The sequence below is a fragment of the Shewanella benthica KT99 genome (genome assembly GCF_000172075.1).
GTDB classification, from domain to species: domain Bacteria; phylum Pseudomonadota; class Gammaproteobacteria; order Enterobacterales; family Shewanellaceae; genus Shewanella; species Shewanella benthica_A.
Window position 1 is genome coordinate 60870 of sequence record NZ_ABIC01000001.1, and the last position, 21935, is coordinate 82804.

The window sequence follows — 21935 nt, forward strand, 5'->3', positions numbered from 1 at the left end:
GTTAATTATTCTTGTCTCAATAAATGTCTATGGTTCCATCAGTATCTGGGTATTGCTGATCTGCTGCCTCTGCAAGAGTGCAAGTAAGGTCATCAAGGGCTGAACTTGTGCCTCTTTATCGGCTGCAATAATCACCTTGGCGTCTGGTTTTTTCTTGAAGCTGCTGATGAAGGCCTGTTCAAATTGTTTGAAATGCTGATATTCCTTACCATCCAGTGCCCAAAAAGGCGGTGAAGCCATCACATTGATGGTGAGGTGCTTATCCTGAGACAGAGCCTGCAACTCAGATGTCGATTCCGTTGGGACTTCGATGGCGAGACTCAGTAACTGGGTATTAGCGGTCAGCAAGAGAAATACTAAGACGATGAAGATGATGTCGAGCAAAGGTGTCAGGTCTATCCCGGATATGCTGGAGCCTGCATCATCTTGCTCCAGCCCAATCATATGCCCACCTGAGCTTCATTTGTCAGTGTTTCATTAGTGGCTTGAGATTTTTTAGGCTGAGTCATACTGGTATTGGCCTTATTGGCCTGAGTGCAAAAGGCGCTGGCTTGTTGATCACTGCCTAAGGTCATGGCCTGCTCCAATCCTTCGAGCCATAAGTTGATCTGATTGAGGGCATAGGCAATGTTGCTGCAACGCTGATCCGCCCAAATGCCAAACAGATGGGCCATGGTGATAGCTGGGACGGCTATGATGAGACCTGCTGCTGTGGTATTCATCGCCAGACCCAAGCCGGATGCCAACTGGGAAGGAGTCACAGGACCATCGGAAGCGCCGAGTTGATTAAACATCTCGATTAAGCCAAGTACGGTTCCTAGTAGACCAAGCAGCGGGGTGATGATGCCGATCACTTGCAATACCTTGAGGCCGGATCGCAATACTTGTTTCTGTTTAGTTAACCAGAGATTGATGATCTCCTCTCGCATGGTTCGGTTTTGCTCTGCATGAGTTAGCAGCAGATACGTCCCTTTAGACAGCATGCTTCGTCCGGTGGTTAATTGAGCTATCAAGGCTTTGACTTGTTCGGGATCTGACGTTCTGCTCTGTTTACGCAGGTCTGTTAACCAAGTATCACGTTTAGGCAACTCGAATATCACCAGCGCGAGTCGCTCTAAGATGATCATCAGGGCGATAAAGGCGCAGATGAACATGGGCCAGGTGAGGGGGCCGAGTTGCTCGCTTAAAGAGGTAAACAAATTAACAGACATCTGGAGTCCTTATTATTGAACACTCATTGGTGAACACCTATAGCTCAACGGGTCTAATGGCTTGTAGGTGTTGTACTCATCTAGTTCTCGGGGAAAATTAAACGCTAATTAAGGGCAAACTTGATCGGCACTTTAACCGTATAAGCGAAGGCCGTTTGCGGTGAAGGCGGAGAAAATTGCCACTGCTTAACCGCTGTGATTGCCGCCCTGTCGAGTAATGAAAACCCTGAGCTATTGATGAGTGTGAGAGACAGTTGCTCACCAATATGATTAAATATCACCTCTATCATTGCCGTGCCCTCGAAACCTCGCTTGCGGGCAAGCTTAGGGTATCTAGGTTGGGCTGGTGGAGATGAAAATGTTGGCCTACTCAGGGTGATGGCCTCTTGACTGACGCCTTGCTTGGCGGTGACTTCGGCTTGATCCTGCGACGGTGACTGTACAAGGACATCGGCTGGTGCTGTGGGCATCGCCTCCTTGTCTGCATCTTTAATCGCTTGCTCGACTGTCTTTTTAACCTGCTTCTTCGTCTCTGTTTTGGCCAGTTTGGTGGGCTTTGGCTTAGTGCTTGGTTTAGTTATCGGTTGAGCCATTGCTTTAGCGACTGCGGTTGCTGTCTCGATGGGCTCTGGCTGTTGAACTTTCGCTATCTCTTGCTTAGGCTCGGGCTCTTTCTGCGGTGTTTGCTTTGCTTCGACGCTGGATCGCATCGCGATCGACAGATTGATCGCCTGGGCTTGGCCCATGGCACTGCCTGAGTTCATTTGGAACTTTTCGACATTAACTGGCAGCATATCCTGGGCAGCAATAAGCCCACCCTGGATTAATAGGGTGATACAGCCGAATGCTAAATATCGTTTAGGTGTCATTGTCTTTACGCTTCTCTTTCTCGAAGGTACATTGAGTCCTGTTAATATAACTGGCTGCTGGTAAACAATTTTCAACCATCAACTTTAAACGTAAATCCATATTACCCACATAAGATATACGAACGCTAACAAGATCGCAAATGATAATGATTAGCATTTGATCTAAGTCTTTTACTCATGTACAGTGCCAAAAATACCCATTGAGTCTGTTGAAACTTTAAGCTGCTAACGATCGCTATTTGATCTTGTTGGTGATTTTGGCTGTAAGCAGATTAATAATAAGACCAGAGGAAATGATCGATGACAAAGAAGCCGTTAGTGATAGCTATGGCGATAGCACTGAGTTCTACGGCCATATCGGCTGAAACTTTTGCTCAACAAGCTGAGTCTGTAGCTGAGTTTGATGAGGTTTTAGTTACTGCAACCCGTATCAGCGAGAAAGCGTCGGACACCAGCCGAAGCCTAGTCGTTATTGGTGAAGAGGAACTTCAGCAGTTACAACCTGCATCGGTTGCTCAGGCACTTAAAAATGAAGCCAATATCAATGTCTCGAATGGTCCTCGGGCCTCTTCTCAGGGGATCGAGATCCGTGGTTTGGGCGGCCAACGTGTACTGCAGACCATAGATGGTGCGCGTCAAAGCACCACCTCGGGTCACCGTGGTACCTATTTCATGGATCCTGAACTGCTCAAATCTGTTGAAGTGATTCGTGGACCAGCGAGTAGCTTATGGGGAAGCGGCGCGATTGGCGGAGTGGTGGCACTGAACACTAAGTCGGCAAGAGACATGCTCGACGAGGGGGACACCTTCGGTGGTTATCTTAAGCAAGGCTTCGAGACGAATGGCGATAAAATTAAGACCAGCGGCGCCATTTATGGCGTTGCCGATAAATTTGATTGGTTGATCAACGGCAGCTACAACGACAGCAATAACATCAAGATGGGTAACGATCAAACCTTGGAGAACAGTGGCTCCGAGAGAACCAGTGGCCTGATGAAATTTGGCTGGGAGCCAAGTGAAGGTCAGCGACTGCAATTCTCTGGACGTTTCTCCGATACCGATGAATTGGTGCCGAGCAATCCAGCTGCAGAGGTGGGCAGGTCAGTGCCTCTGATCCAGCGTAAGACTCAAGATAAAAATCTCACCTTAGATTACGGCCTGAATCCAACTCAGAATGCCTATCTGGATCTCAATGGCACCCTTTACTGGAACGGTACCGATTACGACGAAGACAGGGTCACTAAGGGGCAGATCGACAGCACTGAATATGAAACCATAGGTTTCAGCGTCAATAACAGCTCAATCTTCGGTGCGACAAGGCTCGTTTATGGTATCGATGGCTATCAGGACACCATCAAAACTGTACGTGATGACTCGGGACAAGCGGGTCAACGTCCCGAAGATATCGATGGTAAGACAACAGTTTGGGGCGCCTTCGCTAAGGCTGAGATTGGCCTTAGCGATACCTTGTCTCTCGAAGTTGCGGCGCGTTACGATACGTTCGAGAATGAGAGTATTAACTTAGGTGAGTCATCAGACGATAACGCACTGTCTCCCTCGTTAGGTCTAGTTTGGAAAACCACAGATTGGCTGACCCTGAGTGCCAGATACGATGAAGCCTTTAGAGCGCCGAGTATCGAAGAGATGTACTCGACCGGTACCCATTACTGTATCCCACCGATCCCGGGTTTCTTACCTAATGGCTTGTGCAACACCTTCGAGATCACCCCAGATCTGCAAGCGGAAAAAGCCAAGAACAAAGAGATTAAGGTGGATATGCGCTTTAGCAACTTGGCGGGTAACGATGAGTTGGCTATCACATTGAACGTGTTTCGTAACGATGTGGATGACTTCATCGAGCAATCGGTTTCTAACCCGTTAATGGGGATCCCGGGTCTTGAGCAGACCACTTCTTGGGACAACGTGGATGAAGCCAAGTTGACCGGTTTCGAGTTCAGTACCCGCTACCGCTATGAGCAGACCCGTTTAATGCTCAACTATGGTCAGACAGAAGGTAAAAACAACAGCGGCGAGTATCTGACTAACATTCCGGCTAAGAAACTGGTTGCCGATCTGTCTCAGGCTGTGATGCAAGGGGATGTTAAGTTCGGTACCCGTATCACCTATGTCGCCGATCAAGAGCAGATGCCTGAATCTTATGGCGAAGTATATGATAGCTACAAACTCTGGGATGTGTATATGGCTTGGGAACCTGCCATGGGGACATTTGAGGGCTTACGTGTCGATTTCGCCATCGAAAATATCGGTGATGAAGAGTACCGCCAAGCGTGGCAGAACTTGTATGACCAGGGGCGTAACTTCAAATTGTCGGCCAGATATAATTTCTAATTTTTCTCGCTAGCACTAAAAATGTAACACGCTATTTTTAAATGGATTTAAACGTTTGCTACTCACAGGGGAAGGACTGGGTTCAACTAAGTGCTCGAGCTAAAGTGCTTGAGTCAGTAGCTTAGTTCGACACCTTCCTCTTTAAGCCAGCCTAAGAGGGTTTCGAATGGGCGTCAGCATGGTAGTTAAATTGTACCCAAAGCATTCGAAACTAAAAGAACACATTTATTGATGGGAAACTCGATGGAAAAAATAATCGCAGAGAAACTTACCGACGAGATCAAACTGGCTATTCGTTCCATGTTAAACGACAGACCCGAATTGATGGCAGGTCAAATTGCAGCCGAGCTGGCAGTCACGGAATTAGAAGTTGTATCTCAGCTTCCCGAGGGGCAGTTTGCCCTTTTGTCATTGAGTGAAAAAGACAGTTTATTGGAAGAGCTGCCGACTTGGGGGCCGATGACCACCATAATCTCGGTCTCGGGCAGTATCTTCGAGTTTAAAGGTGCTTTTCCTAAGGGAAAGTATGCCCACGGTTATTACAACCTGATCACTAAGGGCGATGGCCTGCATGGTCACCTCAAGCTGGATGATATCAGTGCTATAGCACTACTTAGCCGACCGTTCAGAGGCCAGGAGAGTCATGCAATCAACTTCTTCGGCGCCAAGGGCGAAGTGGTATTCAAGATTTATCTGGGCAGAGACAAGAAACGAGTACTGATCCCTGATCAGGTCAGTCGATTCAAAGCCTTGAAGCAGCTAGCTGCTGTTTGATATTGGCCTTAACATACAGAGTGTAGAGAGAATCATTATGTCAAAATCAAGAGCGTCAGAAGAAAAAAAAGTGTCAGCAGAAAAAATCTCACAGGTTAAAGAGCAGAGATTACGCGAAAAACTACTGCCTGAAATCGAAGAGTTTAAGGCGAGTCGCAGTTCATTACAGCTGGCCACTAAAAGTGCATCGGGTGTGCCTAATGCCAGTTACGCCCCATTCGCACTCGCCGATGATGGCTTTTATATCTTAGTCAGCGATCTTGCGAGACATGGCACTAACCTGAAAGAGTCATCCGAAGTCTCAGTCATGCTGGTTGAAGATGAGTCGCAAGCGAAAACCATCTTCGCCCGTAAACGCCTGACCTTCGATGCTCATGCGAGTATCGTAGACAGAGAGACAGAGGTATTTACCAAAGGGGTTGCGGCTCTGTCGGCTCGTTTCGGTGAGATGATAGACAATCTATCGGTATTGAAAGATTTTAACCTGTTTAAGCTGACACCTCATCATGGCCTCTATGTGAAAGGCTTCGGCCAGGCATTTAGCCTAACGGGCTCTGAACTGCTGGATGTGGATTGGAAGCGCGACGGCCATCATGGCGGCGCTCCCACAAGTGAAGCCAGTGTTGAAACCAGAGCCGAAGCTGAGATTGTCGAGCCTGCCTAGTTTGTCCTAACGGCCTTGCCTGCATTAGTGAGCATCAGTTTGACTAAATACCTCCTGATACAAACAAAGCCCGCGTTTTAACGCGAGTTTTGTTATTCTGATTTATTAAGTGAATAAAAGACGTTAATCTTTCGTTATTGCTTCTCCATTAAGACTACTTCTCCATTAAGGATGCCCCTTGAGTCAAGATGCTTCTTCAGCCTCGGCCATGAATACTGAGGCGAACAAACCGGTTACATCAGCCTCGGCGCCACAGAGTCCCCAGCCCCATGCTCACCGAAAGTCCGTGCTGCCCTGGATCGCGGGTTTTCTCAAACCCTATAAGACCAGAGTTATCGCGGCCATCGTCTTCTTGTTTATCGGCTCTCTGGCTTGGCTGTCTTTAGGCCAAGGTGTTCGTCTTATGGTGGACGAAGGCTTCTTACAGGAAAATGGCAATCGCCTCAACGAGATCATCATGCTGGTGATAGGCATCACAGCCTTAAGCAGCTCAGCCATCTTCTGCCGCTTCTATTTGATGACCTGGCTTGGAGAGCGGGTCAGCGCCGATATTCGTCTAAAAGTGTATGACCACCTGCTCAAGTTATCGCCGGGCTTCTATGCCAAGCTGCGCACGGGAGAGGTGATCTCTCGTTTTACCGCCGATACGACGCTGCTTCAGTCTGTCGTGGGCTCCAGTCTCTCCATGGCGCTGCGTGCCAGCGTGACTGTGATTGGTGGCATAATCATGATGGGGTTCACCAGCATCAAGATGACGGGCCTAGTCTTGTTGGCTGTGCCTATGGTATTGGTTCCTATCTTCTTCTTCGGCCGTAAGGTCAGAGAGTTATCCCGCAAGAGCCAGGACAGAGTCGGCGATCTGGGTGCCTATGTCGACGAAACGCTACACGAGATCCATACGGTGCAGGCCTATTCACATGAAGATCAGGACAGGGCCTTGTTCAGCAACAGAGTTGAAGCCGTTATGGATGCGGCAAGGGGCCGTATCTGGTATCGCTCGATTCTCATTGCCCTGGTGATGTTCCTCAGTATTTTTGCTATCGCCCTAGTGACTTGGGTCGGTGCTCATGATGTGATGTCCGGTGGCATGACGGGCGGTGAGTTGTCGGCATTTATGTTCTATGCCGTGATGGTCGCAGGCTCAGTCGCCACCATCAGTGAAGTGATAGGTGATATACAGAGGGCCGCCGGTGCTTCCGAGCGCTTGATTGAGCTTATCGAGGCTCCCATAGATATTCCCACCGTAAATAATCCGACCGAGCTTCCGGCAAAGGTCAGAGGTGAGATAAAGCTCACTGGGGTGCGTTTCAGTTATCAAGATATTCAGGACTCTCAGCTTAAGCAAACAGAGAAGACAGATGCTTCTGGCACGTCAGCACCCTCTATCGATACAGAGGTGATCAGAGGCCTGGATATTCATATCCAGGCGGGTGAGAGGGTCGCCCTGGTCGGTGCCAGTGGTGCGGGCAAGAGCACCTTGTTTGAGCTGTTACAACGTTTCTACTGTTTAAATGCCGGCACCATAGAGCTAGACGGTATCGATATCGCTCAACTTAAGCCGCAGACGCTACGCCAACAGTACGCCCTGGTGCCTCAGGAGTCGGTTATCTTCGCTACCAGTGTGCTAGAAAACGTGCGCTACGGTAGGTTAGATGCCAGCGAGGAGGAGGTATTTAAAGCCTGTGAGGCCGCTCGCGCCCATGAGTTTATCTCTGAGTTTAGGGATGGTTACCACACTTATCTGGGGGAGCGTGGAGTGAGGTTATCCGGCGGTCAGAAACAGAGAATCGCCATCGCCAGGGCTATCTTGGCCGACAGGCCGATACTCTTACTCGATGAAGCCACCAGTGCGCTCGATGCCATCAGTGAGCACAAGGTTAAACAGGCGTTGGATAGCTTAATGGTGGGTAAGACCACCTTGATCATTGCCCATAGATTAGCGACTGTGCTCAATGCCGATCGTATTCTGGTGATGGAGAAGGGCCGGTTAGTGGCGAGCGGCACCCATCAAGAATTGATGAAGAGCAGTGAGCTTTATCGGGAGTTTGCTAGTTTGCAGTTGATAACAGAAACGTAGAACTTGTCGGATAACAAATAGGCTTAACTTGTCTGATAACAAGTTTCAAATATCCTTTTAGAGTGGGTTCATTGGACTGGTTTGGTGTTTGCTTGGTTTGCTGAATACCTTATCTTCATTGGTATCTATAGCCGGAAGCTCGCAGCCGCGTTCACACTGACTATGATTTCGAGAAAGTAGCTGCTTCGATTTGAATTTTCCTGACTAAGAATACGTTTCTGGACCGAACTAGAGTGTAGAATACCGACTCAAATTCATGGGGTTTTAATTTAGTTTATTCGAAGTCTCTAATTCGCTCGACCCCTTTATCAAGGTTAGATACCACTATAGTGCGGAGAGCTTATTGATCACGAAAGAGTACTGTCTAACTTCTTTCCAGCCCTCGTTGCCGTTTGGCCACAGCGTATAAACCACTTCCGCTACTTCATTCAGAGTCCTAGGGTCATCTGCTGATACAAATGGTTCACTCAACAGCGGTGAGACAACACCATGCTTCTCTCGCGGTAACTTGTCTTGGTTACTAAGCAAGAACGATTTGATGTTTTTTATCTTGACCAGTGATCGCTCATTGGCAATGGCACACGCATCATTTATACGATTACTCGGGTAGGATTTTATTAAGTTGAGTAACCTTAAATACACGTGATAGGAGAGTTCTGGATGAGTTTTTAGGTCAAGTTGATCGGCGAACCAACATAATACATTGGGTCCGATATCTTTAGCCCAGTTCTTTAATCTGCCGTGACTCCATTGATGATGCTATGCATAGATTAAGCTCTGCCAATGAGAAGAACGTGTAATGACGCAACCGAGCTAATATCCAGCGTTCAATGATTTGTACGCCCACCTCAGCCTTGGCTTTATCTTTCGGTTTATATGGTCTGGCAGGGACAACCGCGACACCGTAGTGCTCAGCCAGCTTTGTGTATCTGGCACATCGAGCGCAGAACTGATAGTAACTCAAGTACCTATTTATCGCATGGCAAAACAAAAGTGCTAGAGGCCCGCATTAACATGGCATTAGTTAGATATATTTTTGATTAATATGGAGTCAATTGGTTGGTTTTAATAAGTAAGAATGGACATCCAAAGCCCTTGTTCAAAGTAGAAGCGCAGCTCGACGCTATGGATGTCCCGACTTAACGCCTTGTAGACAGGTGTCTATTACGCCTGTGGCGGTGTACCTTCACAGTTAGAAGCAACGGCATCAATTTGTACCAAAGCATCCATAGGGATAGCGGATACACCAACTACTGTTCTTGCTGGGAGATCGCCTTTAAAGAATGTGGTATAAACTTCGTTTACAACATCTATATCTGCAATATTTTTAACTTGGATATTTATTTTAACTATATCGTCCATAACGTGGTCGACACTTTCAATAATTTCCTTGATATTGTTTAGGCATTGTTCAGCCTGCGCTTTTAAACCACCAGCAACAATTTCATTAGTTTTTGGGTCTACAGGTAATTGACCTGAAATATGACTGTAATGAGAAAAAGCGACAATGTGTGCATATGCTGATTTTGGTGCATTTTCAGTATTGTTTGCTTCTAAAACGAGTAGGCGAGTGTCTTCAGGCAGTTGTGGAGGCGTGCCATCACCGTGCGACACCGCAGTATCAATCTGTACCAAAGCACCCATAGGTAAAGCGGCAGCATTAACCACTGTTCGTGTTGGAACATAGCTTGGGAAAAATGTAGCACAAACGTCGTTTACAGCTTCAGCATCCGAGATGTCTTTAAGGAAGATAGTTGTTTTAACAACATCGTCCATCACATGGTCGATACTTTCTAAAATTGCTTTAATGTTATTTAAGCACTGTTCAGTCTGTTCTTTCACACCACCAGTTACCACTTCGCCAGTTTTTGGATCGATAGGCAATTGAGAAGAAAGGTTATTGTAATGAGAAAAAGCGGCAGTTTGTGAGTGTAGACCCTTTGGTGCATTTTTCGTGTTTCTTGAAATTTTGATGAGTTCGCAAGGATCTTGTGGAGCTGTACCTTCACCGTTTGTAATAAGCGCATCCATTTGCACTAAGGCGTCACTCAAGGGTAAGGCTGCAACTGCGACTGTCGTCCGTGTAGGCAGAGCGCCTTGGAAGAATGATGCATAAATTTCGTCTATCACGTCAATATCGGAGATATTCTTAACGAATATATTGATTTTAACAACATCGTCCATAACGTGGTCGATGCTTTCTACAATGGCTTTAATATTTGCTAAGCACTGCTTTGCCTGAACTTTTACATCTCCAACGACAATCTCACCCGTTTTAGGGTCTACGGGTAATTGAGCCGAAATATTATTGTAATGAGAAAAAGCGACCGTTTGTGTCGATACAGAACTCTTTGGTGCATTTTCCGTGTTTCTTGAAACTTTTATGATATTGCCACTCATGTTGATATCTTTCCTTTATTTAGTAAGTGTTTAATTACGTGGCTTTTAAAATATTATTTTTACTTAATAAAATAATCTTGCTATCAATCCCCATATTTTAGACAATAGAAATATTCATCTTGTAGCTCAGGAATTACAATTGAAGAAATAAATTGTAGCACTGTAATAAACGCACAATTTTATTTCATGATTTAGAACGGTATCTTCAGACCGTTTAATGATTTGCTTATTTAGTGAAGTAAACTAAAATTGCCATTTGTGCTAGTCAGACTAGACATTAATTAAAGATACGTTTTTTACCATGATTTATTTTAAGGGTAAATAAGAATGTAATATGAAATTTAAATAGTGAACCACCCAATTAATATGACATGGAAACTAGCTGGTGCTCAATAGATAATCAGCTTAATTGTATTTATTGCGAGCTAGGTCACCTAATAATATCTAATTAGGGGTATTGAGCAAAATTAATGGTGCCAGCCACACTCGGTACACTAGATGAAAGTGGCGGTTATTCATCACCGCATAGGCACACACATCAATACAAAAAATAGCAGAGCAAGCTTGAACTTTATCGACAACCCAGCTGCATTTATGCTCATCGCTTTACCTGTTAACTTATATGTTTTACATAGAAAATCTCTTCTGACGCAACGATTTATAATGTGATAGAACGGAGTCGTTTCTGCATCGCTATCGCCCTAACAATCATGTGCGTCGAGCTCAAGTCATAATCGTTATCCTGAACCAAACTGAGTTGAGGTAACTTAAAGCTTGGTAGAGGATGTTCTAAATCACAAAATAGATATATTTTACTAAAAACTTGCTCTTGCTCCACTTAATTCCTTACTTTTCAGCCCAAAACACGACCTTAATTTCATTAATGTACCCGATATTCGCATACTATCAGCCTGGTGTTTTTACTCTAATTTGGGTGCCAACCTATATTGCAGGGTTTGCTCTGTTAGGTCGGGTTCAATATGCCAAGTGCATTAAGTCATATTTGACCAAGCGAATTAGATAAATCAAGTTCAATAAACCAAGTTAAATAAGCTCGGAAAGGGCAGGAGTCAAAGGGTACTAATCTATGAGAAAGGTGAGTCGGTGGAAAAAAACAATCATTATTGGCGCAACGCTATTATTACCACAACAGGCATACTGTGCTGGCTTTCAGCTAAATGTGCAATCGAGTGCTGGCCTAGGACGCGCATTTGCCGGGGACGCGGTGATTGCCGATAACGCTTCCTCTATGGCGCGAAATTCCGCCACCATGGCGCTGTTTAATGAGACCGCGTTGTCGGCGGGAATCGTCAGTATCACTTCGATGGTCGAAGTCAAGGATGCACTTTATACCCGCGAGGTTCATAGCCAGGGGGCGCTTGTCAAAACGTCTGTTCGATCTGCAAATTATGATGATGCCGGTGGCAACGCTATCGCGCCCAATATTTACCTTATCGTGCCTATTAATGACAAATTCGCCTGGGGCATTAGCGCGTATACAAACTTCGGTACCAAAACTCAATACAGTGATGATTACATTGCCAGTGAGTACGGTGGCCTGAGTAACGTTGAGAGTTACAACCTAGGTTTATCCGCTTCTTATCGAATGAGCGAGCATTTCAGCATAGGTGCTGGGCTGGATATCATTGCCAGTACAGGCAAGCTCAACAGAAGCCTACAGCCTACAGGCGCTAAGCTATTGACGATAGATGCCACTGGGTGGGGACTGGGGTTTAATCTGGGGGCCGTGTATGAGCTCGATGATAACAACCGCTTCGGTTTGTCCTACCATTACAGTCCAGAAATGGAGACCGAGGGGGAGGTCGACTTCGCTGGCTATTTAGCCGAATCCGGCCCCATAGACGATACCGTATTGATCCCCCTGCCGGATATGGTTGAATTTTCCGGTTTCCATCACCTCGAAAATAGCAAGATCGCGCTGCATTACAGTATCCAATGGATAGGTTGGAGCGTGTTTGATAGTCTGGATGCCGAGACCAGCGGCACCATTAATCCTTATGAGTGGCAAGATGGCTGGCATTACGCTATCGGCGCGACGTACTACCTGAACAACGCCTGGACACTTAGGGCGGGATATCTATACGATACCAGCGCGCAAGATAAACTCACCTCTATTTCGGTGCCGGACTCAGATCGACAGTTCTTCTCCACCGGCTTCACTTACCAGTTAACATCAAACTCCAATATGGATTTTGGTTTTACCTATGTATTAGGCGAGGATGTGAGTGTGGTCGAATCGAAACCTATGCTGCCGATAGACATTGCCAACGGCACCTACCTGGCCACCAAGATTAATGCCGTGAGTCATGCCAACGCCATGTTGATCGGATTGCAATACAATCGGACTTTTTAAGGTTATGGGCGGCATTTAACTGTGCGTCATGTTGAAGCGCTAGGCTACCCCAGTGTTAGACGTCTAGTGTTTAAAATGCCGGCTAAAATAATGCCAGTCAGGCTTCTGACTGGCGTTGTTTTTACGTGGTATAACAACATTTTATCATTAAAAATAAGCGTGTTATGAGTTCAGTGATACCCGCCAAATACCGTAAAATATTATGGATCGCAGCGTTATTTTTCTAGCTTTACTTATTCAAAGCTACTCTGATCATTAGCGCCCGGTGATCTACGTCTAGTTAAGTTTGACGTGCCAGGGTAAGAGGCTGTTGAGATCGCAGTTTGGGTGAGATAGTTGTTCTAGGCAATGTTCGATGTAATCGAACTGTGTTAGTCCATTCGCTTTGGCGGTTTCTATGATGCTGTTTAAATAAGCTTTCTTGTCGGTAGAGCGGCAACGCATATTGATATAAGCTGGCTCAATATGGGGATTGGGCTGACTGGAACAGGAGCTTGTTTGATGTAGGAGCGGCTTTAGTCGCGCAGACCTTTCCAAACTCCGTTTGGATTAATATTCCATTCTCGAATAAAGAGTAGGGCAAGGAGGACAGCTGTCTGATTGTAAATGGAATCACAAATCCATGCTTCTAGTTCATGACTTCATGAGCTTATGGCTATGCTGCACTGTGGGTTACCAATGTTGGTTTAAGTAAATTATCGTGAACAGGGCAGCGGTGACAAACAGTGTCTAAAAAAGCACTTTTTTGCTCTTGGTTAAGTTGAATATCATCAATCGTTGCATCCATAACGGCGATGATATCTATCACTTTAAAACCAACGGGGTCATCTGAAGACTTCCCTTGTAATCCTGCGGTATTAAGCTGTGCTTTCATCGAAAGATCAAACTTATGAAGATCAATTTTTTGCTCTCTAGCAACCATTTTAGCTATGCTCGAGATACATCCGGCCAGTGAGAATATAAAGGTTTCCAGTGGATTAGCTCCTTCATTTCCAGCGGTAGGCTGATCAATCACCAGTAGGTGCTCTCGGATCTGTGCGCTAATTCTCCAGCCCTCTCCCATTCGAGTATTTACTTCTATAATTTTGTTCGCCATATCCATTCAGCTCCATTAGATTTATTTCAATGAGAGTATTCTAATGGATGTGTAATTTAAATCTAAGATTAATCTCACACATTGCTGAATTAATAAAAAGATCCGTCTTATATGATTGTAAATCAAGCCACTCACAGTAAATAGCGCAATAGATAGATGGGACACACTTTGATCCCATGCCTTAAAACCGACGCTGAGGTCTCTTTATCAAATAGACGCTGAGGTCTCTTTATCAAATAGACGCTGAGGGCTCTTTATCAAACAGCCTCTGACGGCTCTAGCTGCATCCAATCGACTTTAACGCCGGCTTGGTCGAGCATATCTTGGCTTATTTTAATTTTCTCTCCCCAGCGAGACAGGAAATCTTCGCTTGGTTGTGGGCTATGCACTGTGCTCAAACCCGTTTGGATTATCTTTGCAGCGCAGTTAGGGCAGGGGAAGTGGGTAACCCAGATCTCGCAGCCGCTGAGATCACGCTTAGCATAGAGAATGGCATTCTCTTCTGCGTGTAGGGTTTTTAGCAGCTTCATCTCACGGTTATCGGTTTCGGCACTATCGGAGATCCCGTGAGGATAGCCGTTGAACCCTAAAGAGACAATCCGGTTATCTTCGGTGATCACCGCCCCAACTTGAGTGGAGGGGTCTTTACTCCAAGATGCAACGAGCTCTGCCATCTGTAGAAAACGTGTCGCCCATTTTGTCATCATCTAATAAGAACTCCAATTTTATGCTACTGAATAAACTAGTCTAACTAAGTGCTATTCTCTATCGAGAACAGTGATAAATCAACCTCTAGCTAACTCGCTATAGAGATATGAATGGCTGGCCTATTAACAGCTGCTCATCTGGAGCTCATGAGGCGTAAATAATGTTGAGTTAGCGTGATAGAAACGGAGATTTTAGTGCTTCGAATTGGGGCGAAATAACCTGCGCCCTCATAATTTGTGTATCCTCGCTAGCCCCGTCACTCGTCCCTAGTGTGGTGCGGAAGTAACAGTATTTGCATTATGAAATATTGTAATATGTACTTTGCTATATGCATTGCAAATTACACTCTTCATCATTTCTTGAGAGCGCTTATAAACTGAACTTATCATCATTCAACATTGAAATTAGCCACTTTTATCTTTAGCCAACAGTGACTTCTAGTTCTTATTTGTTTTATCTTAACATCTTATTCATTCATGTTTTCCAGTTGGCTTAAACATTGCTATTTAGAATTTAAGATTGGTTTTCGTGAAGCTATAAACGCTGTGCTTACCGAGTATCAACTCAAATTTGCTAAAAGGATATCGAGCAATGGGTAATATAAGTCGATTAATAATATGCTGTTATGCAGTGTTGTTTATGATGCTCTTTATGGGGTGTTCTAACTCAGATGGAGAGGAAGATACTGAACCAGATGTAGAGGTACACACTGAACCTGAGCCTGTGTTAGGACCATCTTTTGATGAGGTTTTAATTGAGGATGGCTTTACGTTTGATATGCAGAGAACGGTGAATATTAATATTTCTTTCAGTCAGATGCAAGGGTTTACGGAAATTTCAGTTTATTCAGCAACTGATCCAGATACTCATGCGCCGATCAATCTGTTAGAAAAAGCTGAGATTTACAATGCGATGAAATATACCAGTTCGCTGCCTGTAGCCAGTTATATAGAATCAATGGTAGTCGTTATTAATGGCGATAGTTATGCAGAGCTTGAACTACCTATAGATAAAACAAATAATATTCATTATCTAGTTGAGTAAACGATTATGATTAATATAAAAAAATATTCAGACGTGTCTTTATTTATCTTATTGTTAATGGCGGGCTTATGGCATCTCTCTCTAAATGCTGAGCCTACGCTGCAGAGCCAGCTTGCTAATGATGCCAATAAATCATTTGCTAATTTTGGCACTTCAGTGGCTGTTACTGATTCTTTTGTCATTGTTGGAACGCCGGGAAAACAAAGTGATCAGGGTGAAGCATGTATTTTTTTGCGAAATCAATCCACTTGGGCAATGACGACATGTCTAGACCCTATCTCAGGTACTCTGACAGCAATTAAACAGTTTGGTAGTGCCGTGGCGATTTCAGATCGGAGTGTCATTATCAGTGCCAAGCTTCAAGGCGGGCAAAGTGGCGCAGCTTATATCTTTAATTACCAAAATGGTAACTGGAGTCTGCAGGGAGAAATGACGAAACCTGGGACAGCGAGTAATAATTTTTTCGGGCAGTCAGTCAGTATATCGGGCGATCTTGCGGTAATTGCTTCGCCAGGAGGCGCGAATGACGATGGTGCTGTTTATGTTTACAAACGTACTGGGTCTAATTGGGTCTTAAATACCACGATCACTCCAGACTCAGAGTTCAAGAGTAAACAATTTGGCGCCGCAGTCAGTATATTTGAAGGCTATTTGATCATTGGCGATGGAGAGTCAGGTAAGACTAAAGAAGGTTCTGCTTATATTTATAAATATGATGATTTTGATGATACTTGGACTAAACAAGCCGCACTAAAAGGTGGCTTAGTGACTCGTGCTGCCGATTACGCCTTCTCTGTCGCTATTTCTAAAGATTATGCGGTTATTGGTGCCAGGATGGAAAATGACCCTCATGGAAATAATGAGACAAAAAAGGGGGCCGTTTACGTATATAAACGCAAAGATGATGTATGGACCAATCAAGCCAAGTTGACTGCCAGTACTGGGGTTTCTGGCGATCAATTTGGTCATTCGGTAGCGATTGTTGGCGAACATATAGTGATTGGCGCTGAAAATATGAATTCATCATCAGGCGCCGTTGTTCTGTTCACTCTTGTTGGTGATATTTGGCTGGAGACATTTTCATTTATCGCCGCAGACGGTGCGTCTCAGGATAATTTTGGCCATGCTGTGGCTGTTTCTGCAAGCTATGTTAGCGTTGGCGCACATAATAAAAAGATCAAAAAAAGTTTATCTGGTGATGTATATGTTTACGCATTGAATGTGCAAACACAGCAGACACAAGCCGAAATAGATTTAGAAAATACCTTAGCAACATTGGATAACCCCATAGAGGAAGCGATTGTAAATCCAGATGATCTTGATGGAGATGGATTATCTAATAGTGATGAAACTGATATTTTACATACATCTCCGACAGATCCAGACACAGATAATGATGGCTTAACTGATTATGAAGAGGTGATTATTTACGGCTCTAATCCGCTTTTAAGTGATACAGATCAAGATACGCTGACCGATTTAGAGGAAATTATATTTTATAATTCAGACCCGACTTTATTAGATACGGATGGGGATGGGTTTTCAGATGACTATGAAGTGAACATCCTTAATACCGATCCGGGATTAATTGATACCGATGGTGATGGCTTATCTGATGCAGTCGAAGTGAATGAGTTAGCAACAGACCCGACACTGGCGGATACCGATGGTGATGGTTTGACCGATAATGAGGAAATTAATCTTCATCTTACAGACCCACTCAATGCTGATAGTGATAACGATAGTTTTAGTGATGGTCTGGAGGTTAATCTTTATAATACCTCTCCGTTAGAAGTAGCCGATGTACCTGTACCTTTAGTCACGAGTACTGCTTACTCCCCCGCGGAAAATCAGATGGGGACCATGGCTTTTGAAGATTATTGGCCCAGTAAAGGTGATTATGATTTTAATGATGTGGTGATTAATTATAATTCGATAGAGACAAAAGTTGATGGACAGATAAGTAAAATAATCCTTAAACTTCAACCCGTCGCGAGGGGAGCCTCATATAAAAATGCACTTAAGATAAGTATTAATACCCCGATTACTAATATAGCATCCGCAACCATGGGGCTAGCTTCTAATGCTGTACCATTAACGCCGATTGCAGATGGTAATCAGACGATGTTTGTTATTATCGATGATATTGAAGATGCTTTACCGGCACCAAACGGTTTTCAATTTGCTAATACGGAACCGAATAGTCCTAAAGTCATAGGTGCCATGTTTATTGTTACCATCAACTTAAAAAATCCAGTGGATGAGAATATATTTGGTTCGGCACCTTATAATACGTTTATTTCACGAAAACTGGATAATGGTGAAGTTATTGAGGTGCATTTCCCCGGTTATCGACCCACCAAGTATGCATCGAAAAGACAATTTGGTACGGGTCAAGATGATACAGATAAAAGCAGGGATAAGTATTATCAAACAGAAGGTAATTTACCTTGGGCGATGATCATTCCGCAAATATGGGAACATCCAAAAGAGAGAGTGGATTTATCGCATGATTATCCTGAAATTTTAGATTGGGCTTCAAGTCGTGGTAAGAGTAAAAAAGACTGGTACAAACATAAAAAGAATAAAGGAAAATAACTTCGCTGTCGGAGTGAACAACACCTGACTCTTCTACACAAATATTGAGAAAATTGAACTTTATTGAATCACCAGGATCTGATCATAAAATTCAATAACTTAAAGTCTTTAACAATGTCAATTTTCAATGCAGAAGAATGGGCTAAATCTCACTTTCAACATGCTAAATCAGGTGATATTCGCCGTGCTGAGCGGCAGCGAATGACGGAGCCACAAAATTTAGAACGCGCCGTTTCCATTTTGGCCTTTATTGGTGTGAGATTACTGCAACTGCGAGAAGTCATGACCTTAGCCCTCTACCTCAGAAAGAAAGGGCTTAGCGATGAAGCAACAAGCATAGAAAATCAGTGTTGTGACAGCGTATTAGAAACAGATGAATGGATGGTATTGCTGCAACATTACAAAATTAAAGGTCATGACGGAAAAACCGCTCCAGATATGAAATGGGCTTACAAATCATTAGCTAAGTTAGGTGGTTTTACTGACAGCAAAAGAACAGGTATGGCGAGTTGGGGGACTATTTGGGAAGGCTGGGACACATTGCAGGCACAAGTTTCAGGCTATCGTTTAGCTAAAGAAATGTTGGCTGCAGGTAAGGTGCTATGAGATGTGACTAAGAGACAGGCATATGGGCAACCAACATTTAGCCGATTACATGGCGGCAACTGAAGCTTGTGTCGATAAGTTTACTGTTAACGAAATGACAAAAATCACTTAGTTATACGTGTCTGACTGAGTTTCTTGTTATTATTAGGCTATTGAAAGGCTCTTGATATCAATATCGGCCGCTCTGAGTGAAATGTAGAGTGAGTCGTTAGAGCCTAGACACCCAAATTGCGTAAGTTGGATACCCATGATTGAACAGCAACAGAACAACCCATTACATGGCTTAGGCTTAGAAACTATGCTCACCGAGTTGGTGGCGTTTTACGATTGGAAGATTTTATACGCCTCCCTGCGTTTAGAGTGTTTCAATATTAATCCGAATATGGCGGCATGCCTTAAGTTTCTTAAGAAGACTGAGTGGGCGAGGGAGCGGGTAGAGAGCTTCTATCTTTATCGCTTCAAGCGTATGCCTAAGGGAAGCTCAGCTCAATTCGAGCTCAAGCCACGTGAGCGTGGTTTTGCCGATGGTATCGTGCCCCGTAAGCCAGAAGAATTAACCGTCGAGCTTATTGCCGAAATGCGCGCCAAGGCGACTGCAGATTATGAGGATATGAAGCGTAACGAAGGGCAGGGGCGTCCTCGCTATGGCAAGGATAAGCCAAGGGCTCAAGAAGGCTACGCGCAAAATAGGCGGTCTAAAGCGGATAGACCTGAACCTTCTCAAGACTCTGCCAATCCTTGGGGTAAGTAACCTAAGGTTAGTCGTGACCTCTTCCTTGTTAAGCTTGTGCTCGGTGAAATACATCATCAAAAAAACCCTATGTCGCTTGATAATTGACTTCTTATACTTATAGAAATTAAGGGTGGGCATGTCAATGAAGGACTTTTTAATACAACGAATTAGCGAGATTGACTGGAGTTATAGCCAGGGGCCATGATTGTCGATAGCTGGGTTACTGTTCTGGCTTTGGCTTATCTGGCCCACAGATGAACTCATCGCCCTAATAAAAGATAAGCAGAAGCAAACACAGGTATTGATCGCCGCTATTGCCCTTAATAGTTTATGGCTTATCAATGCTAGTTTAGTCCAAGGCATACATGTGCATTTTCTTGGGTTAGTGGTGCTGATGTTGATGTACGGCTGGCGCATGGCGACTGTGATCGCGATCTTGCCGGTGATATTTTTTTCCACCTTCATACTCAAGCAGCCGTTCGAATTTGGCATTTATGGCCTGCTGGCTATCGCTTTGCCTTTGTTCTTATGTTTTGTGGTTTATAGTCAGGTATTTAAATATCTTCCCCATCACTTTCTGGTTTACATCTTCTGCGGCGCATTCATCAACGCCTTCTTGTCGATCGTGTTTCATATCTTATCTTGGGCAACCTGGCTCTGGCTGACTACAGATTATGACTGGGCTTTTCTCAGTGATAACTACCTCTTACTGATCCCCTTGCTTGGCTTCCCTGAAGCATTACTCAACGGCATGGCTGTCACCTTGCTGGTGGTCTATCGACCTCAATGGCTTTACGACTACTCGGATAGGACTTATTTCAATCGCTAATACCTCAATAGATAATCTTGACTCATTTTTACCAGTAACGGCATAGAATTGGTGCCACCCATGCCAGCCTCCAAGAAAAGAGTGAACTGGTCGAAATGGAACTGGTATTTGAGTGTGGTGCTATTAATACGAGTTCAGGTTCGGGAGGGATGTAGGGCCTCATTCATCGTTTAGCTTATTTGTTTAAATAGGTATAAATCAAAGCTCAACGCCCGCTTCATCGGCATCGACAATATCAGTTTCCTTTAAGGCGTCGGCTATCCAGCGCTGCATTGTTGGGCACTCAGTTACATGGGCCATATATCGGCGTGAGGCATCAGAGACTATGATGCCGTAGGTACGAAAACGCATGACTACCGGGGCGAACATCATGTCGGCGATTGACCAGGTGCCGAACAACCAGCCACCGGTATCGGCAGTATCATATTCATGCATCTGTTGTGACCAAATTTCATCGATACGTTTAATGTCTTTTTTTGTCGCGTCACTGAGCTGAAGACAACGTGTGGCTCGAATATTCATCGGCAGCTCATTACGCAGAGCGTTAAAGCCAGAATGCATTTCATTGGCTATCGAACGGGCCTTGGCTTTTTGCTTAGGCTCGCTGGGCCATGCATCCCCCGCCAGATAGGTATCATTGAGATATTCACAGATGGCTAATGAGTCCCAGACTGTGACATCGCCATCAACCAAGCACGTAGTGACCAACTAGAGTAATTTTTATTGCCGATATAGAGTTGCATGCCATTTCCTTTTGGGATTTTATCTAGATTTCATACTATATGAGCTTGTGCTTATTTTAGCTGTTTTTATGTCCATTGATTTAAAATTGAACTAAGTAAGGTCTTGCAAACAATTGTTAATTAAGTATTGTTGAAAGCGGAGGGCAAAGCTGGCATTATTCAAAAAAAGGAATTTTTATGTCTACCAAAATAATAAAATCAGTGTTGATTTTTAATGAGAATCAAAAAATCGCCCCTAGATTCTTGCTCACCTATGTCTTGATCTGGTTATTCTGGCACAACCAATTAATCACCACTTTCTTCACTCGCGGCGGTGACCTTTTGGCAAGAGGCAATGCCGCGCTAGCTTCCGTTGCTGATAATCATTATATCCTGGTGTTCTTTCTCACTTGCCTCTTCTTCGGGTTGCGGCTTGGCTATCATTTTCTGAAGCAAAAAGCCGATGCCTTGATGGAAGAGGGCAAACCGACAGAGACTTATGTCGGTAGCGATCAAGGCTTAGCTAAAACTGAAGATATAAAAAGACTGATGACCATGATTAGCGAACTTAAAACTAAGTTGGTAACCTCTAAAGAGAGAGAAGAGAGGGCGATAAAAGAGAAAAACTCAACCATTAGCAAGTTCTTAAGCCTTCAAGCTGAGTTAGACGATATGCAAGCCGATAACACCCTGCTAGAAAAGTCTAATGAAGCGCTAAAGGCGCAATTGGTCAATGCTGACCATCTGGCTTTATAATCCGCAGCGGGTCATCTCATCTATCTGCTCCTTGTGAGATTCAATTCTCTGTTTTGAATGTTAGCTAAGCCTCTTTTTCTCTGGAAATTGAAGCAAGGTTACAGCATCTTATGACTCTAAGTATC

At 44.4% G+C, this 21935-nt stretch carries 18 protein-coding genes and 3 pseudogenes; 11 read left to right on the plus strand and 10 right to left on the minus strand.

Translation table 11 applies throughout. The features are described from left to right. Positions 1 to 27 precede the first annotated feature (27 nt). From KT99_RS00230 to KT99_RS00240, 3 genes are all read right to left on the minus strand, one after another. Entirely contained in the window at positions 28 to 444 is a 417-nt protein-coding gene (locus tag KT99_RS00230) for an ExbD/TolR family protein (RefSeq protein ID WP_005495737.1), read from the minus strand. Further along, positions 441 to 1211 carry a MotA/TolQ/ExbB proton channel family protein gene (locus KT99_RS00235; protein ID WP_005495739.1) on the minus strand — a complete coding sequence of 257 codons (771 nt, stop codon included), beginning with the start codon at positions 1209 to 1211 and terminating at the stop codon, positions 441 to 443. The genes KT99_RS00230 and KT99_RS00235 overlap by 4 nt, the downstream gene beginning before the upstream one ends. A 104-nt stretch (positions 1212 to 1315) precedes the next feature. After that, entirely contained in the window at positions 1316 to 2080 is a 765-nt protein-coding gene (locus KT99_RS00240) for an energy transducer TonB (RefSeq protein WP_005495741.1), read from the minus strand. Positions 2081 to 2380: 300 nt separating this feature from the next. On the opposite strand from KT99_RS00240, the gene KT99_RS00245 reads away from it, so the two are divergent. From KT99_RS00245 to KT99_RS00260, 4 genes are all read left to right on the plus strand, one after another. Then, positions 2381 to 4429: a TonB-dependent hemoglobin/transferrin/lactoferrin family receptor gene (locus KT99_RS00245; RefSeq protein WP_005495745.1), complete on the plus strand. Its 2049-nt coding sequence runs from the start codon at positions 2381 to 2383 to the stop codon at positions 4427 to 4429. A gap of 243 nt (positions 4430 to 4672) precedes the next feature. After that, positions 4673 to 5203, plus strand: a complete 531-nt coding sequence (hutX, locus tag KT99_RS00250; protein WP_005495748.1) for a heme utilization cystosolic carrier protein HutX — start codon at positions 4673 to 4675, stop codon at positions 5201 to 5203. A 37-nt stretch (positions 5204 to 5240) separates the two neighbouring features. Beyond that, positions 5241 to 5867: a heme utilization protein HutZ gene (hutZ, locus tag KT99_RS00255; RefSeq protein WP_005495750.1), complete on the plus strand. Its 627-nt coding sequence runs from the start codon at positions 5241 to 5243 to the stop codon at positions 5865 to 5867. Between the two features lie 208 nt (positions 5868 to 6075). Then, positions 6076 to 7944, plus strand: a complete 1869-nt coding sequence (locus KT99_RS00260; RefSeq protein ID WP_420038523.1) for an ABC transporter transmembrane domain-containing protein — start codon at positions 6076 to 6078, stop codon at positions 7942 to 7944. Positions 7945 to 8689: 745 nt separating this feature from the next. Here the strand turns inward: KT99_RS00260 and KT99_RS21855 are convergent. From KT99_RS21855 to KT99_RS22380, 3 genes and pseudogenes are all read right to left on the minus strand, one after another. Further along, positions 8690 to 8872: pseudogene (locus tag KT99_RS21855) on the minus strand (IS21 family transposase); the annotation flags it as partial. Positions 8873 to 9108: 236 nt separating this feature from the next. Continuing rightward, the gene (locus KT99_RS00265) at positions 9109 to 10344 is read right to left on the minus strand and encodes a RidA family protein (protein WP_005495754.1); all 1236 of its coding nucleotides are present in this window, start codon (positions 10342 to 10344) and stop codon (positions 9109 to 9111) included. Positions 10345 to 10827: 483 nt separating this feature from the next. After that, positions 10828 to 11009, minus strand: a pseudogene (locus KT99_RS22380) (hypothetical protein); the annotation flags it as partial. 422 nt (positions 11010 to 11431) lie between these two features. Here KT99_RS22380 and KT99_RS00270 point away from each other — a divergent pair. Beyond that, entirely contained in the window at positions 11432 to 12718 is a 1287-nt protein-coding gene (locus tag KT99_RS00270; RefSeq protein ID WP_005495755.1) for an outer membrane protein transport protein, read from the plus strand. Between the two features lie 276 nt (positions 12719 to 12994). Here the strand turns inward: KT99_RS00270 and KT99_RS20275 are convergent, their stop codons facing one another. The 3 genes from KT99_RS20275 to KT99_RS00280 form a co-directional block, all read right to left on the minus strand. Continuing rightward, positions 12995 to 13120, minus strand: a complete 126-nt coding sequence (locus tag KT99_RS20275) for a transposase domain-containing protein (RefSeq protein WP_420038524.1) — start codon at positions 13118 to 13120, stop codon at positions 12995 to 12997. A gap of 253 nt (positions 13121 to 13373) precedes the next feature. Then, positions 13374 to 13814 (minus strand): OsmC family protein, encoded by a 441-nt coding sequence (locus KT99_RS00275; protein ID WP_040571427.1) that lies wholly within the window; start codon positions 13812 to 13814, stop codon positions 13374 to 13376. Positions 13815 to 14071: 257 nt separating this feature from the next. After that, a complete protein-coding gene (locus KT99_RS00280; protein ID WP_005495757.1) occupies positions 14072 to 14521 on the minus strand; it encodes a dCMP deaminase family protein in 450 nt (149 codons plus the stop codon). A 592-nt stretch (positions 14522 to 15113) separates the two neighbouring features. Between KT99_RS00280 and KT99_RS00285 the strand changes: the two genes are divergently transcribed. The 5 genes from KT99_RS00285 (at position 15114) to KT99_RS00305 (ending at position 20332) form a co-directional block, all read left to right on the plus strand. Beyond that, the gene (locus KT99_RS00285; RefSeq protein WP_040571411.1) at positions 15114 to 15566 is read left to right on the plus strand and encodes a hypothetical protein; all 453 of its coding nucleotides are present in this window, start codon (positions 15114 to 15116) and stop codon (positions 15564 to 15566) included. 6 nt (positions 15567 to 15572) lie between these two features. After that, positions 15573 to 18164, plus strand: coding sequence for an LruC domain-containing protein (locus tag KT99_RS00290; RefSeq protein WP_005495762.1), 2592 nt, complete (start codon positions 15573 to 15575; stop codon positions 18162 to 18164). 114 nt (positions 18165 to 18278) lie between these two features. Continuing rightward, the gene (locus tag KT99_RS00295; protein ID WP_005495764.1) at positions 18279 to 18770 is read left to right on the plus strand and encodes a transposase; all 492 of its coding nucleotides are present in this window, start codon (positions 18279 to 18281) and stop codon (positions 18768 to 18770) included. A gap of 247 nt (positions 18771 to 19017) precedes the next feature. Next, a complete protein-coding gene (locus KT99_RS00300) occupies positions 19018 to 19521 on the plus strand; it encodes a VF530 family DNA-binding protein (protein WP_005495765.1) in 504 nt (167 codons plus the stop codon). A 187-nt stretch (positions 19522 to 19708) separates the two neighbouring features. Continuing rightward, complete coding sequence (locus KT99_RS00305) at positions 19709 to 20332, plus strand: energy-coupling factor ABC transporter permease (RefSeq protein ID WP_005495767.1); 624 nt, start codon at positions 19709 to 19711, stop codon at positions 20330 to 20332. Between the two features lie 198 nt (positions 20333 to 20530). On the opposite strand, the pseudogene KT99_RS00310 reads toward KT99_RS00305, so the two are convergent. Next, positions 20531 to 21075 (minus strand): annotated as a pseudogene (locus KT99_RS00310) (glutathione S-transferase). 177 nt (positions 21076 to 21252) lie between these two features. On the opposite strand from KT99_RS00310, the gene KT99_RS00315 reads away from it, so the two are divergent. Then, a complete protein-coding gene (locus tag KT99_RS00315) occupies positions 21253 to 21810 on the plus strand; it encodes a hypothetical protein (protein ID WP_005495771.1) in 558 nt (185 codons plus the stop codon). Positions 21811 to 21935 lie beyond the last annotated feature (125 nt).

Coding starts and splice junctions, on each gene's coding strand:
- KT99_RS00265 (WP_005495754.1), bottom strand. CDS start 10,344: ATGAGTGGCAATATCATAAAAGTTTCAAGAAACACGGAAAATGCACCA.
- KT99_RS00290 (WP_005495762.1), top strand. CDS start 15,573: ATGATTAATATAAAAAAATATTCAGACGTGTCTTTATTTATCTTATTG.
- KT99_RS00280 (WP_005495757.1), bottom strand. CDS start 14,521: ATGATGACAAAATGGGCGACACGTTTTCTACAGATGGCAGAGCTCGTT.
- KT99_RS00300 (WP_005495765.1), top strand. CDS start 19,018: ATGATTGAACAGCAACAGAACAACCCATTACATGGCTTAGGCTTAGAA.
- KT99_RS00275 (WP_040571427.1), bottom strand. CDS start 13,814: ATGGCGAACAAAATTATAGAAGTAAATACTCGAATGGGAGAGGGCTGG.
- hutZ (WP_005495750.1), top strand. CDS start 5,241: ATGTCAAAATCAAGAGCGTCAGAAGAAAAAAAAGTGTCAGCAGAAAAA.
- KT99_RS00315 (WP_005495771.1), top strand. CDS start 21,253: ATGTCTACCAAAATAATAAAATCAGTGTTGATTTTTAATGAGAATCAA.
- KT99_RS00245 (WP_005495745.1), top strand. CDS start 2,381: ATGACAAAGAAGCCGTTAGTGATAGCTATGGCGATAGCACTGAGTTCT.
- KT99_RS00260 (WP_420038523.1), top strand. CDS start 6,076: ATGAATACTGAGGCGAACAAACCGGTTACATCAGCCTCGGCGCCACAG.
- KT99_RS00230 (WP_005495737.1), bottom strand. CDS start 444: ATGATTGGGCTGGAGCAAGATGATGCAGGCTCCAGCATATCCGGGATA.
- KT99_RS00285 (WP_040571411.1), top strand. CDS start 15,114: ATGGGTAATATAAGTCGATTAATAATATGCTGTTATGCAGTGTTGTTT.
- KT99_RS00270 (WP_005495755.1), top strand. CDS start 11,432: ATGAGAAAGGTGAGTCGGTGGAAAAAAACAATCATTATTGGCGCAACG.
- KT99_RS00295 (WP_005495764.1), top strand. CDS start 18,279: ATGTCAATTTTCAATGCAGAAGAATGGGCTAAATCTCACTTTCAACAT.
- KT99_RS00240 (WP_005495741.1), bottom strand. CDS start 2,080: ATGACACCTAAACGATATTTAGCATTCGGCTGTATCACCCTATTAATC.
- hutX (WP_005495748.1), top strand. CDS start 4,673: ATGGAAAAAATAATCGCAGAGAAACTTACCGACGAGATCAAACTGGCT.
- KT99_RS00235 (WP_005495739.1), bottom strand. CDS start 1,211: ATGTCTGTTAATTTGTTTACCTCTTTAAGCGAGCAACTCGGCCCCCTC.